This is a genomic window from Burkholderia sp. BCC0405 (assembly GCF_902833075.1).
Classification (GTDB): domain Bacteria; phylum Pseudomonadota; class Gammaproteobacteria; order Burkholderiales; family Burkholderiaceae; genus Burkholderia.
Genome location: NZ_CADFEO010000013.1, coordinates 121,693 through 135,327, shown reverse-complemented (window position 1 = coordinate 135,327; position 13,635 = coordinate 121,693). Strand labels below are relative to the sequence as shown.

The 13,635-nt window shown below is 65.1% G+C and carries 7 protein-coding genes; all 7 read right to left on the bottom strand.

Translation table 11 applies throughout. The annotated features are described in order from the left end of the window. Positions 1–5: 5 nt before the first annotated feature. The 7 genes from HWX36_RS22275 to HWX36_RS22245 all read right to left on the bottom strand — a co-directional run bounded on the left by HWX36_RS22275 (position 6) and on the right by HWX36_RS22245 (position 13,615). Entirely contained in the window at positions 6–473 is a 468-nt protein-coding gene (locus HWX36_RS22275) for a DUF4019 domain-containing protein (RefSeq protein WP_175954775.1), read from the bottom strand. Between the two features lie 25 nt (positions 474–498). After that, positions 499–1,653, bottom strand: a complete 1,155-nt coding sequence (locus tag HWX36_RS22270; protein WP_175954773.1) for a DUF2827 domain-containing protein — start codon at positions 1,651–1,653, stop codon at positions 499–501. A 14-nt stretch (positions 1,654–1,667) separates the two neighbouring features. Further along, positions 1,668–2,813: a DUF2827 domain-containing protein gene (locus HWX36_RS22265; protein ID WP_175954771.1), complete on the bottom strand. Its 1,146-nt coding sequence runs from the start codon at positions 2,811–2,813 to the stop codon at positions 1,668–1,670. 402 nt (positions 2,814–3,215) lie between these two features. Further along, positions 3,216–3,878 (bottom strand): OmpA family protein, encoded by a 663-nt coding sequence (locus tag HWX36_RS22260; RefSeq protein WP_175954769.1) that lies wholly within the window; start codon positions 3,876–3,878, stop codon positions 3,216–3,218. A gap of 124 nt (positions 3,879–4,002) precedes the next feature. Further along, complete coding sequence (locus HWX36_RS22255; protein ID WP_175954930.1) at positions 4,003–11,181, bottom strand: ESPR-type extended signal peptide-containing protein; 7,179 nt, start codon at positions 11,179–11,181, stop codon at positions 4,003–4,005. Between the two features lie 1,217 nt (positions 11,182–12,398). Then, on the bottom strand, positions 12,399–13,301 hold the full coding sequence (locus tag HWX36_RS22250) for a ferritin-like domain-containing protein (protein ID WP_175954767.1): 903 nt from the start codon (positions 13,299–13,301) through the stop codon (positions 12,399–12,401). Positions 13,302–13,396: 95 nt separating this feature from the next. Then, on the bottom strand, positions 13,397–13,615 hold the full coding sequence (locus HWX36_RS22245) for a transcriptional regulator (protein ID WP_175954765.1): 219 nt from the start codon (positions 13,613–13,615) through the stop codon (positions 13,397–13,399). Between the last annotated feature and the right edge of the window lie 20 nt (positions 13,616–13,635).

The following is a 13,635-nucleotide window of genomic DNA, read 5'->3' as shown; positions in this document are numbered from 1 at the left end:
GCGACTTACGGCGCGTAGTTCTGAGACTGGCGCGGCACGTAGCCGGTCAGGCGCCACTGGCCGTCGTCCTCGAGGCGAAAGCTCAGCTTCTCGAACACGGTCGCGCCGCTCGCCAGCGTGGTCGTATAGTCGACGTTCGCATACAGCCCGTCGGGCGTCGTGCCCGCGTTCGTGTAGCGGATGCGCGTGATCTGCGCCCAGCCGCGATGGCGCACCGTGCCGACCGACTGGCGGGCGCGCTGCATGTCGGCCGCGAACTGATCCTGCTTGATGCGCGACTTCACGAACGGGGCCGCGTCGGTCCAAACCGCGGCGTACTTGCCGGCGTCGAGCTGCTTGAACACCGCATCCGAGTCGCTGAGCAGCGCGTCGGCCGATTCGCCTGACGATTGCGCGTGTGCGCCGATCGCGATCGAAGCGACGGCGCAGCCGATCAGCCATTTGGCGCGGGTGAGGGTCGGGCGTGCGTTCATGTCGGAGTCCGGAATGGGCGGCGCGTCAGGCGTCGCGATAGAGGGTGGCGATCGCGTCCGTATAGGCGGAGACGTTCTCGGGGTTGTAGATGCTGACGGAACTGAGCACGTGCTTCGACTGCTCGCGATAGGCGTCGAGGTTGGCGTCGTGCTCGGCGAATGCCTTCAGCAGCGCGAGGCCGCCGGCCTGGCAGTCGAAGTCCGGATAGAAATACCCGGCCTTGCCGAGGAACGGCGAGTTGTGGATCAGCGGATAGTCGCCGTACAGCAGCTCGTAGTACAGGTAGTTCTGCGCGTTTTCCCAGGTGTGCGACACCACCGCATCGCCGTACGCGGCCATGAACTCGTACACTGCATAGCGGCTTTCGAACGTCGTGATCCCGTGGTTCACGATGTCGAGGCTCTTCGCGAAGTGGACGAACGTCGCATGCTCCTTCAGGTGCAGCGTGTTGCACACGCGCACGAACTCGAGGAAATCAGGCTTGGCGCGATACGCTTCCTCGGCCACCAGCATCGGGATGACGCTCGTCTTCACCATGCAGATGTTCGGCTCGAACATCGTCACGCGCCAGCGCGGCTTGCCGGGCTGATAGCCATACGACAGCCCCGCGCCGAGCGTCGCGCGCGCCTTGTCGAACAGCATCGGGTGCCAGATGTGCGGGACGATCGTGACGGGCGCGCGCAGGCCCGTCTGGTAATAGTGCAGGCACGAGCGCTCGAATTCGGGAATCGTCCACACGGCGTCGTACGGCGCGCCCGAGAACAGGAAACCCGACGGCTTGTCGAACATTGCGCGTTCGATGTCGATCACGTAGTCGTTGCCGACGCGCATCGTGACGACCTTGCCGCCGCGCTCGCGGAACGCGCGCAGGTAGTCGGCGCCGAACTGCGCGCTCATTTCGATCAGCACGTCGCAGCGCTGCAGCGCTTCGTCCATCGACAGCAGCGGCACGTCCCATTCGCCGAGCATCATCTGCGGATCGGCGACCTGTTCGCCGCCGTTCACCATTACGGCTTGCGCGACGAGCGGCGACTGGCGCAGCAGCAGGATCAGCAGCAGGCAGTTCTGGAAGATGCCGTTTTCCCACAGCGACTGGCCGGCGCCGCGCACGAACAGCGACACGCCGACGACGAGACGCTTGCCCTCGCCGGGCGCTTGACGGGCATTGGAGTCCGACATGCGTATGCTCCGGTTCAGGCGACCAGACGCGAGACGAACGCGTCGAGGTTCGCGGGGTTGTCGATCGAGACCGACTGCAGCAGCCGGCCGGCTTTCGCGCGGTAGTCGTCGAGGCGTTCGTCGTGGTGCAGCCACGCATCGAGCAGCGCCCGGCCGCCCGCGGCGGAATCGAAGTCCGGGTAGTAGTAGCCGGCGTCGCCGATCAGCGTCGAGTTGTGGATCAGCGGGTAGCCACCGTACAGCACGTCGTAATACAGGTAGTTCTGCCCGTTTTCCCAGTGGTGCGACACGACTGCGTCCGCATGGCGCGCCATGAAGCCCGGCAGGTCGAGGCGCGGCTCGAAGGTCGCCTTGTGCTGGCGCACGAGATCGAGGCTGTTCGCGAAGTGCACGAAGGTCGGATGCTCCTTCATGTGCAGTGAGTTCACGACGAACATGTGCTGAACCGCGTCCGGGCGCGCACGGTAGAGCTCGTCGCACGCGAGCATCGGGTAATGGCAGGACTTGGCGACCGAGATGTTCGGTTCGAGCGTCGCCAGGCGCCACGGGCGGCGGCCCGGCCGATAGCCGAACGTCGCGCCTTCCGCGGCGAGCGCGGCGATGCGGCGCTCGAGGAAGTAGGGCGACCAGATGTGCGGCATCAGGTGGACCGGCGCGCGCAGGATGGTCTGCAGCATCGGCGCCGCGGCCTTGTCGTATTGCGGCAGCAGCCACACTTCGTCGAACGGCGCGCCGTTGAAGATGTGCCCCGACGGTTTGCCGAAGATCGGGGTTTCGCACAGGCCGGCGTACACGTGCCCGCAGAAGAATGCGGCGATTTTCTTGCCGAGCGCCTTCATGTGCCGGAGCCATTCGACCGGCAGCTGTGCGCCCATTTCGATCACGACGTCGAGTTCGTGCGTGACGTCGGAGGGCTTCACGAGCGGGATGTCGAGGCCGTCGAGTTCGAGGCCGGCCGGCAGCGCGCTGGCGTCGCCGCCGTTCAGGAAGTAGACGGGGCCGACACGATCCGAGCGCTTGAGCATCATCGCGAGGAACGCGATGTTCTGGTGGATGCCGTTTTCCCAGATCGCCTGGCCGTCGCGCGCAAACAGCGAGATGCCGACCGCCGGCCGTTGCCTGCGGGTGCCGCCCGAGGCGGCTTCATTGATGTCCGTCACCGGTTGGTTTCCTCTGCGGCATCGTGCGTCCGGGCATCGCGTCGAGCGTCTGGCCTGGCAGCGGCGCGCCGTGGATTGTCATGGTTGCATGTACGCCGGTGCGCCGCGGCGGGCGAATCGGGCGACCTGGTTCGCGAGGGCGGCAGCCGGTTTCCGGCGTGTCGTCGGGCACGCCTGGCACGGCGTGCGATTCGGGCAGGCTGCCCCGGCGACTGTCTGCGGCGATTGTGGCACGGAAACCACCGGTTTTGGCAGGACGTGACGAACTTTGACATAGCCGCCGGCCAACGGAAACGGGCGCCGGCGAAGCGGCGCCCGGGCGGTCCGGCGCAGGTCGGGTGCGAGCCCGGCGCGGCGCTGGCGGCCGGTCGGATCGGGCCGCCGCGCGCGGCGGCGGCCCGCTCAGCGCTGCAGGCGGATTTCGACGCGGCGGTTGCTGGCGCGGCCTTCCGGCGTCGCGTTGGACGCGACCGGATCGGCCTTGCCGCGACCCGTGACCGTCAGCGAGTCGGTCTTCAGGCCGTGCGCCTTCAGGTACGCCGCGACGGATTCGGCGCGGCGCTTCGACAGCGCGAGGTTGTAGTCGTCGCTGCCCACCGCATCCGTAAAGCCGGTGACGCTCACCTGCGAGTACGTACGGTCTGCGCGCTCGCTCAGCAACCGGTCGAGCGATTCGCGCGCGGTCGGGGTGAGCGTCGCGTGGTCGGTTGCGAACAGCGCGTCGCCCGACAGGTTCACCTGTTCGACGACGGCAGCCGCCGGCGCGGCGGCCGACGCCGCTTCGGCCGGCGCGGCGCCGCACTGGAACACGAGCGTCGCGGGATCGGATTTGTCGCGCAGCGCACGGGCCGAGTCGACGGCGCGCACCGGCTCTTCGCCGCAAATCTTGCGGGCGGCCTTCATGCAGGTCTGCGGGCCCGACAGCAGGCCGTGACAGTCCACCTGGAAGGTACGCACGCCGTCGCGCGGTTGCAGTTCGGAGGCGCTGAAGGTCGGGCCGGATGCGGTCGAGCATGCAGCGAGGGCCGTTGCGGAAAGTGCGAGCGCAAGAGCGAGTTTGTTCACGGTTACATCCTCAATGCTTGGGTTGACTGAAGCCCGCCGCGGGTGGCGCGGCGGGCCCGTCTGGCCGTCGTGGCCGCCGCGGGCCGGCCGGCTGGCGAGCCGGGCGGCCTGGCGGCGCGACGCGTTACTTCCACTGGTACAGCATGCCGGCGCCGATCACCCGCTGACCGCCGCTGAAGCCGCCGTTGATCGACGCCTTCAGGTTCTCCGTGATGCGAGCCTGCATGTTGACCGCCATCGCCTTCTGGCCGAGGAAGGTCGACGTGCCCACGCCCATCCCGAAGTTGGCGTCGCGATCGAGCTGCGGGATCGACGCCATCGCGCCGACGGCCGCGATACCCTGCTTCGCCATCTGGTCGGTCTGCTGCAGTTGCGAACCCAGCGAGTTGATCTGCGCCTGCTGGCCCGACAGTGCCGTCGACAGCGTCGTCTGCACCTGCGTCAGCTGGTTCACGTTCACCGCGTCGGTGCCTTGCGTACCCGGCGCGACGTTGATGATCTGACGCTGCTGCGTGTCGCTGCCGACCGACACGACGTTCTGGCGGCCGCCGTCCGTCGAGTTCGCGCCGATCGCCACCGAGTTCGAACCCGCGGTGACGGTCGGGTGATCGCTGCCCGTGCCGTTCATGTCGGCCGCGATGCCGTTGTTGTTGTTGGCGATACGCGTGTTGTTGTTGGTGTTGTTGATTGACGTCGACAACTGGGTCAACTGGTTGTTGATGTTGTTCACGCCGGTCGACAGCGACGCCACGTTGCTGTTCGTCGTGCTCAGGCCGGTGGACAGCGAGCCGATGCCGGTCGAGGTCGACGTCGACAGCGAATTGACGTTGCTGTTCGTCGTGCTCAGGCCCGTCGACAGCGAGTTGATCGCGGTCGAGGTCGACGTGGACAGCGACGTGAGGTTGCTGTTCGTTGAGCTGAGACCCGTGGACAGCGAGTTGATGCCCGTCGACAGCGACGCGACGTTCGACGCGGTCGACGTCGACAGCGCATTCACCGCGTTGTTCGTCGCGTTGAGCTGGCTGCCGTTGATCGCGTCCGTGCTCGTGGCCGAGACCTGGCCTGCGGCGACGTTCGTGATCTGGCGTTCCTGGCCCGGTGCGCCGACGCTCACCACGCCGACCGGCGAGCTGCCCGCGAAGAAGTACGTGACGCCGCCGATCGTGGCGCTCGACGTCGGGTTCGCGGCGCTCGTGACCGAGTTCGCGCCGAGTGCGACCGAGTTGGCGACGTTGGCCAGCGCGTTCGACCCGAACGCGAGCGAGTTGGCGGCGCTTGCCGTTGCACTCGAGCCGTAGGCCTGTGCGCCGACTGCGCTGGCCGTGGACTGGTTGCCCAGCGCGATCGTGTTGTCCGCGGTGGCCTGGTTCGAACTGCCGAGGGCGAGTGCGCTGGCGCCGTTTGCCGTGTTCGCGTTGCCGAGCGCCACTGCGCCGTCGCCGGTCGCCGTGTCGTTCGCGCCCATCGCCACCGCGCCGGTGCCCGTCGCGATGCTCGGGTCGCCGATCGCGACCGCGCCGTCGCCGCTTGCCGTGTTGCCGGAGCCGATCGACACGGCCTTGCCGCCCGTTGCCGATGCGTTCTGGCCGATTGCGACCGCGCCTGCCGACTGCGCGTTCGAGCCGTCGCCGACCGCGACGCTGCTGGCGCCTGCTGCGCTCGCGTTCACGCCGGCCGCGAGGGCGTTGGTGCCCGTTGCGCCGTCGTTGGCGTAGTTGCCTTGCTGCACGCCGTTGTCGTTGACGCTGTAGTAGTGCGTCTTCGCGGCGTTGATCGCGGTCGAGGTCGACGTGGACAGCGAGGTTACCGAGCTGTTCGTGCTGCTCAGTCCGGTGGACAGCGAGCCGATGCCGGTCGACGTCGACGTGGACAGCGACAGGATCGTGCTGTTCGTGCTGCTCAGGCCGGTGGACAGCGAGTTGATGCCGGTCGAGGTCGAGGTCGACAGCGACGTGATCGAGCTGTTGGCCGACGAGAGGCCGGTCGAGGTCGAGGTCGACAGCGAGCTGATCGAGCTGTTCGCCGAGGACAGGCCGGTCGAGGTCGAAGTCGACAGCGAGCTGATCGAGCTGTTAGCCGAGGACAGGCCGGTCGAGGTCGAGGTGGACAGCGAGGTGATCGAGCTGTTGGCCGACGAGAGGCCGGTCGAGGTCGAGGTGGACAGCGAGGTGATCGAGCTAGTCGCCGACGAGAGGCCCGTCGATGTGGAAGTCGACAACGAGGTCACCGAGCTGTCGGTCGAGCTCAGGCCCGTGGACAGCGAATTGATCCCCGTCGAGGTCGACGTGGACAGTGACGTGATCGAACTGTTGGCCGACGACAGGCCGGTCGACGTGGAGGTCGACAGCGAGGTCACCGAGCTGTCGGTCGAGCTCAGGCCCGTGGACAGCGAATTGATCCCCGTCGAGGTCGAGGTCGACAGTGACGTGATCGAGCTAGTCGCCGACGAGAGGCCCGTCGACGTGGAGGTCGAAAGCGAGGTCACCGAGCTGTCGGTCGAGCTCAGGCCCGTGGACAGCGAATTGATCCCCGTCGAAGTCGAGGTCGACAGCGAGGTGATCGAGCTATTGGCCGATGACAGGCCGGTCGACGTGGAAGTCGACAACGAGGTGACCGAGCTATCGGTCGAGCTCAGGCCGGTGGACAGCGAATTGATCCCCGTCGAGGTCGAGGTCGACAGCGAGGTCACCGAGCTGTCGGTCGAGCTCAGGCCGGTCGACAGCGAGTTGATGCCCGTCGAAGTCGACGTGGACAGCGACGTGATCGAGCTGTTAGCCGACGACAGGCCGGTCGACGTGGAAGTCGAGAGCGACGTGACCGAGCTATCGGTCGAGCTCAGGCCGGTCGACAGCGAATTGATCCCCGTCGAGGTCGAGGTCGACAGTGACGTGATCGAACTGTTAGCCGACGACAGACCCGTCGACGTGGAGGTCGAGAGCGAGGTGACCGAGCTATCGGTCGAGCTCAGTCCGGTCGACAGCGAGTTGATGCCCGTCGAGGTCGACGTGGACAGCGAAGTGATCGAGCTGTTTGCCGACGACAGACCGGTCGACGTGGAGGTCGACAACGAGGTGATCGAGCTATTCGCCGACGACAGGCCGGTCGACGTGGAAGTCGAAAGCGAGGTCACCGAGCTGTCGGTCGAGCTCAAGCCCGTGGACAGCGAGCTGATGCCGGTCGAGGTCGACGTGGACAGCGACGTGATCGAGCTGTTGGCCGACGAGAGGCCGGTCGACGTGGAGGTCGAAAGCGAGGTCACCGAGCTGTCGGTCGAGCTCAGGCCCGTGGACAGCGAGCTGATGCCGGTCGAGGTCGACGTGGACAGCGAGGTGATTGAGCTATTGGCCGATGACAGGCCGGTCGACGTGGACGTCGAAAGCGAGGTCACCGAGCTGTCGGTCGAGCTGAGGCCCGTGGACAGCGAGCTGATGCCGGTCGAAGTCGACGTGGACAGCGAAGTGATCGAGCTGTTTGCCGACGACAGACCGGTCGACGTGGAGGTCGACAGCGACGTCACCGAGCTATCGGTCGAACTCAGGCCCGTGGACAGCGAGCTGATGCCGGTCGAGGTCGACGTGGACAGCGACGTGATCGAGCTATTCGCCGACGAGAGGCCGGTCGACGTGGAGGTCGACAACGAGGTCACCGAGCTATCGGTCGAGCTGAGGCCCGTGGACAGCGAGCTGATGCCGGTCGAGGTCGACGTGGACAGCGACGTGATCGAGCTATTCGCCGACGAGAGGCCGGTCGACGTGGAGGTCGACAACGAGGTCACCGAGCTATCGGTCGAGCTGAGGCCCGTGGACAGCGAGCTGATGCCGGTCGAGGTCGACGTGGACAGCGACGTGATCGAGCTGTTAGCTGACGAGAGGCCCGTCGAAGTCGAGGTGGACAGCGAGGTGATCGAACTGTTGGCCGACGACAGGCCGGTCGACGTTGAAGTCGACAGCGACGTGACCGAGCTGTTGGTTGAACTCAGGCCGGTCGACAACGAGCTAATACCGGTCGACAGCGACGAGATTGCGCTGCTGGACGACGACACCGTCGTCGACAGCGAATTCACGACCGAATTGGTTGCAAAGAGCTGCGAGCCGTTGATGGCGTCGGTACTGGTTGCGGAGATCTCGCCGGCCGCAACGTTCGTGATTTGACGCTCGGCACCGGCGCTACCGACGCTGACCACGCTCGTCGGATTCCCGCCCGCGAACGTGGCGGTTACGCCGCCGATGGTACCGGTGGGCGTCGGGTTGGCCGCTGCCGTGACGGAGCCGCTGCCCAGGGCGACGCTGCCGACGTTGTTCGCGACGGCGTTCGAGCCGATCGCGACCGCGCTGCTTGCGCTCGCGCTTGCGCTGCTGCCGACGGCGACGCCGCTTGCGCCTGCCGCGTTCGCGCCGTTGCCGACGGCGACGCTGCTTGCGCCCGCGGCAGTTGCGGCTACGCCGGCGGCGAGCGAGTTGACGCCCGTTGCGCCGTCGTCGTTGTAGTTGGCTTGCTGCGTGCCGCCGTCGTTGACGCTGTAGTAGTGCGTCTTCGCGGCGTTGATCGCGGTCGAGGTTGACGTGGACAGCGAGGTTACCGAGCTGTTCGTGCTGCTCAGGCCGGTGGACAGCGAGCCGATGCCGGTCGAGGTCGACGTGGACAGCGACAGGATCGAGCTGTTTGTGCTGCTCAGGCCGGTGGACAGCGAATTGATGCCGGTCGAAGTCGACGTGGACAGCGAGGTGACCGAGCTGTTGGTCGAGCTGATGCCGGTGGACAGCGAGTTGATACCGGTCGAGGTCGACGTGGACAGCGAAGTGATCGAGCTATTGGCCGACGACAGACCCGTCGACGTGGAAGTCGACAGCGAGGTGACCGAGCTGTTGGTCGAGCTGATGCCGGTGGACAGCGAGTTGATACCGGTCGAGGTCGACGTGGACAGCGACGTGATCGAGCTATTGGCGGACGACAGGCCGGTCGACGTGGAGGTCGACAGCGAGGTGACCGAGCTGTTGGTCGACGAAAGGCCGGTCGAGAGCGAGCCGATCGAGCTGGTGGCCGACGAGAGACCGGTTGACGTGGAAGTTGACAGCGAGGTCACCGAGCTGTTGGTCGACGAAAGGCCAGTCGAGAGCGAGCCGATCGAGCTGGTGGCCGACGACAACCCGGTCGACGTCGAAGTCGACAGCGAAGTGACCGAACTGTTGGTCGACGAGAGGCCGGTGGACAGCGAGCCGATCGAGCTGTTGGCCGACGACAGACCGGTCGACGTCGAAGTCGACAGCGAAGTGACCGAACTGTTGGTCGACGAGAGGCCGGTGGACAGCGATCCGATCGAGCTGGTGGCCGACGACAGACCGGTCGACGTCGAAGTCGACAGCGAAGTGACCGAACTGTTGGTCGACGAGAGGCCGGTGGACAGCGATCCGATCGAGCTGGTGGCCGACGAGAGACCCGTCGACGTGGAAGTCGACAGTGAAGTAACCGAACTATTGGCCGACGAGAGGCCGGTGGACAGCGATCCGATCGAGCTGGTGGCCGACGAGAGACCCGTCGACGTGGAAGTCGACAGCGAAGTGACCGAGCTGTTGGTCGACGAAAGGCCGGTGGACAGCGATCCGATCGAGCTGGTGGCCGACGACAGACCCGTCGACGTGGAAGTCGACAGTGAAGTAACCGAACTATTGGTCGACGAGAGGCCGGTGGACAGCGATCCGATCGAGCTGTTGGCCGACGACAGACCCGTCGACGTCGACGTCGACAGCGACGAGATCGAGCTGTTCGCCGACGACAAACCGGTCGAAGCCGACGTCGACAGGCTCGTGATGCTCGAAGTCGTCGTGCTTGCGACCGAGTAGAGCTGGCTGCCGTTGATCGCATCGGTGCTGGTCGCCGTGACGAGACCCGCGGCAACGTTCTGGATGCGACGCTCGTTGCCGGCCGTACCGACGCTGACGACGCCGCCTGCCGCGCCAGAGCCTGCGAAGTTGCCGAACGTTTGGCCACCGATCGTGGCGCTGCTGACGGTGGTGGTGCCGCCGGACGTCGTTGTCGCCGCGCTGGTTGTCAGGGAGTTGTAGCCGAGGGCGACCGATTTTGCGACGCTTGCCGTCGAATTGGAACCGATTGCCGTCCCGTACGTACCGGACGCCACGGCTGCGGCACCTACGGCGACCGCACCGGCGGCGCCGCTGGCCGTCGAGCCGTTGCCGAGTGCGAGTGCGTCCGTGCCGCTCGCGATTGAGTTGGCGGCGAAGCTGCCGGAGTTGCCGAGCGAGATCGCGCCGGTGCCATTTGCTGTCGACGCATTGCCGATGGCAATCGAGCCGTTGGCGCCCGTTGCCGACGCCGAGCTGCCGAGCGCCACGGAGCTATTGGTTGCCGTGCTGCTGTTACCGAGTGCGACCGAGCCCGTGCCGTTCGCCGAGTTGCCGTTGCCGAGCGCCACCGCGCCGTCGCCGCTGGCGGTCTGCGAGCGGCCGATCGCCACGGCGCCGCCGTTCGCGGAACCGCTGTTGGCGGTCGTGCCCGACGAGCCGATCGCGACGTTGTAGCCGGTTGCGCCGGTCGTCACGCCATCGCCCTGTGCGATGCCGTATGCGCCGTTCACCGTCGCACCGCGGCCGATCGCGATGCCGGACGTTGCGGTGGAGGTGACCGACGACTGGCCGCCGAGCGCGATGCTGTCGGCGGCGGCGGCTTGTGCGCCTTTCGTTGCATTGCTGCCGATCGCAATCGCGCCGGCGCCCGATGCGATGGTCGAGTTTGCGTACGAAAGCGGCGTCGTGCCGTTGCCGCCCGCCCCGCCGATCGCAACCGAATTCAACGCGTTGGCGGTTGCACCGAAGCCGAGCGCGGTCGCCGCCGTGCCGCTGGCAGTCGATTCGAGGCCGGCGGAAGTGCCCCAAAGCGCAGCGGACGACAGGAAACCCATGGCCGTGCCGCCGTTGCCGGTCACCTGGGCGAACGCGCCATACACCGTGGCTGCGAGAACGTTGTTGCCGGAGGCGTTACAGCCTGCGACGGTGGAGTAGGTGCCGGATCCGTCGACAGGATAGGCGCTGGTATTGGGCGTCGTCGTCCGGCCGGTAGTACCGCTGCTGCCACCCGACGTACACGACGACACGGTGAATTGCGTGCCGTTCGTTGTACCTGGAATCAGCGTAGTGGCGTTCGCGAGCGAAGGCAGCGCTGCCAGAATGGCCAGCACGGCGATGGCGACAGCCGACTTGTTCGGCTTGCCCCGTGCCGAGTCGTGTTCCGATGCGGCGACCCACGCGCCGAGGGATTCGTTCCAGATCGAGCGGTATGTGCGGTTCATGTCCAGCTACCTCCAAATATGCACGCCACACACTGGTCTCTTTCGTTAGAGGAATGCTCCGTGCGCCCGCGTGAATCTCAAAATTGATGGGCGGAGTTTATTGGAGGGAGGTTTTTTAGATTGATAAAAAGTGATAAATGGAGGGTTTTGAAAGTTAAAAAATGGTTAATACGTCGACTTTTGACACGTTGGTGAAGAACGCATTTGAAAGTTGTAAGAATGTTTGATGTATGGTTTGTGGTCCGCCGGCTCGCCCTATATTTCTTCATAAAAATCATATGGTTGTGGCGGTTTTGTGCGGTGGCCTACACATCTGAAGTCCTTATTTGTAAGACTAATGAAATAGCAAACGTTTGCGGGATAAGCAATCCTTTCACTCGCGTAATATTGGGCGAGGTGCTAATGGATAATGTTGTTGCTGTCTTGTTAATTTGTTAATTATGAATTTGAGTGCTGATTTTATATTGATTTTAAGGATTATCCGTAAATCAATTTAATTTGAAATATCTAGCATCGGTCTGTGCTGATTTGCGCATCTCGTCCGCAGCGATGGTGCGCGTGGCGGGCATTCCGGGCCAGTTGGCCCGCCGAATGTGTAAAAAAGTGCTACGGGGCGGTAGGTCGGACCGTCGTCATTCATCTTTCAAACTTGTCCTATTGACTATTTCGGCAATGTGGATAATCGCAAGGGGTGCGAAAACGGAATGAATCCGTCAGGCAGGCGTGACCTGCGTCGGCGGTGCGCCCGTTCGCGACAGGTTGTTAAAGAGGCTGTCCGGCGTCGGCGACGACGTTCCGGAATCGTCAAATCCCGGGTGCGACAATCTGTCCGCACGCGCCAAAGTACCGAGGAAAAAAGGGCGGGAATGAGCGCGTCAGGTGCGCCGCATTCGGCGGCTCGATGGCGGTTGGTGAGGTTCCACACCGCATGCGATGGGGAAATCTCGAGCGGGCGGCGGGCAGGGCAGCCCCGGTGATGCGGAAGCGCGTCGAATGCGTAGCGGAGTTCGAACGCGGCCCGGGCGCGGGCCATCGAACAGAACGGATGCGTCGATCGCCGCGTATCGCTTGCGGCGCGCCGGATGTGGGTGACGCAATTGTCCGCGATCCGGTCGGTGCGGGATTCAGGCAGCCCCGGTGTTTCGATCGTCGCGGGGCGTTACCCGGTTGCCCGACCGGACAACCAGGAACCGGATTTTTGCCCCGACGCAGTTGCTTTACTTCTTCAGAAACCGCAATGCAAGCCGCGCCATGCGCGGCACGAACATCGGGCGCAGCAGACGCTTGTCGTAGCCGGCCATCCGCCGGTCGTTCTCGGCGAGACACAGTTCGATCAGCTCGCGCGGATTGAGCGCGTCGCCGATGTCGGCGGTGCCGGTCGCCGGGAAGTTTGCGTCACGTGCGACGCCGTCGGAATCGATGCCGCGCGCGATGCCGATGCGCTCCCGGATCAAATGCACCCATACGGCCGCGACCCGCGCGAAGAACCACGGCCGGCGCCACCACGGGAGCGAGCGCCAGTACCACGCATACCAGTTCACGAAGAACAGGATGTGGCGGCCTTCTTCCTGGATCACCGGCTCGAAGGTGTCGACGAGTTCGGGCGGGAAATAGCCGGAGCGCTGCGCGGAACGGAACAGGCCGAACGCGAAGAAGCTGTCGATGCATTCGCTGAAGCCCGTGACGATCCACCACCACTCGGGATCTTTCGGCGCAGGGTAGGCCGGCTCGGGAGCGAGCCGGATGCCGTATGCGTCGACGAGCTTCGACAGCACGACCTTGTGGCGCGCTTCCTCGCCGCCGTCCATCTCGAGCGCGCGGCGCAGCAGCGGATCGTCGATTGTCGCCGCATAAGTTGCCACGCGGATCGATGCGCGGCCTTCGGTCTGCACCGCGATGTCCCAGATCGGCAGCGACGTGAGTCGTTTGAGCTCGGCGGGTGTGAGCGCCGGCCAGTCGATCACCGCCGGCTTGTACGGATTGTGTGTGTCGAGCAGCATGCGGCAGAACATCTGCATGTGCGCATCGGAACCGATCCGGACCGGACCTTGCCTCTCGAAGGTCCAGTTGCGCATTGCGTGATCTGCCGCTGCATGCTTTTCCTGCAGCGTGTCACTCATGGCTGTTGTCGTGCGATTACGGATCGAAAGATTCTTGCATAGCTTCCGTAATCGCGTATTTTCGAGCGGCCATGTGCACGCCGGCCAGGCGCGCGTCACGCGTGCGTATCGATCCAGAGGCGGCCCCAGCGGGACGCGTAGGCCAGCGCGTGCTCTTCCTCGAAGAAGAAATCGATTGCGTCGAACGAAACCGCGCGCGGCGACGGGCCGCCGCTCGCCTTCTCGATCGTCAGGTTGGCGGCGAACAGCCCGTTCGGCAACCGGGCGGCAGCGGGGGCGACTTCGTAGCCCTTGTAGCGGATCGTACGGTTCATGAGGTGCGCGGAGAAAGTTC

Excerpts from the sequence above, each read along its gene's own strand:
- HWX36_RS22270 (WP_175954773.1), bottom strand. The coding sequence starts at position 1,653 with ATGTCGGACTCCAATGCCCGTCAAGCGCCCGGCGAGGGCAAGCGTCTC.
- HWX36_RS22245 (WP_175954765.1), bottom strand. The coding sequence starts at position 13,615 with ATGAACCGTACGATCCGCTACAAGGGCTACGAAGTCGCCCCCGCTGCC.
- HWX36_RS22275 (WP_175954775.1), bottom strand. The coding sequence starts at position 473 with ATGAACGCACGCCCGACCCTCACCCGCGCCAAATGGCTGATCGGCTGC.
- HWX36_RS22255 (WP_175954930.1), bottom strand. The coding sequence starts at position 11,181 with ATGAACCGCACATACCGCTCGATCTGGAACGAATCCCTCGGCGCGTGG.
- HWX36_RS22250 (WP_175954767.1), bottom strand. The coding sequence starts at position 13,301 with ATGAGTGACACGCTGCAGGAAAAGCATGCAGCGGCAGATCACGCAATG.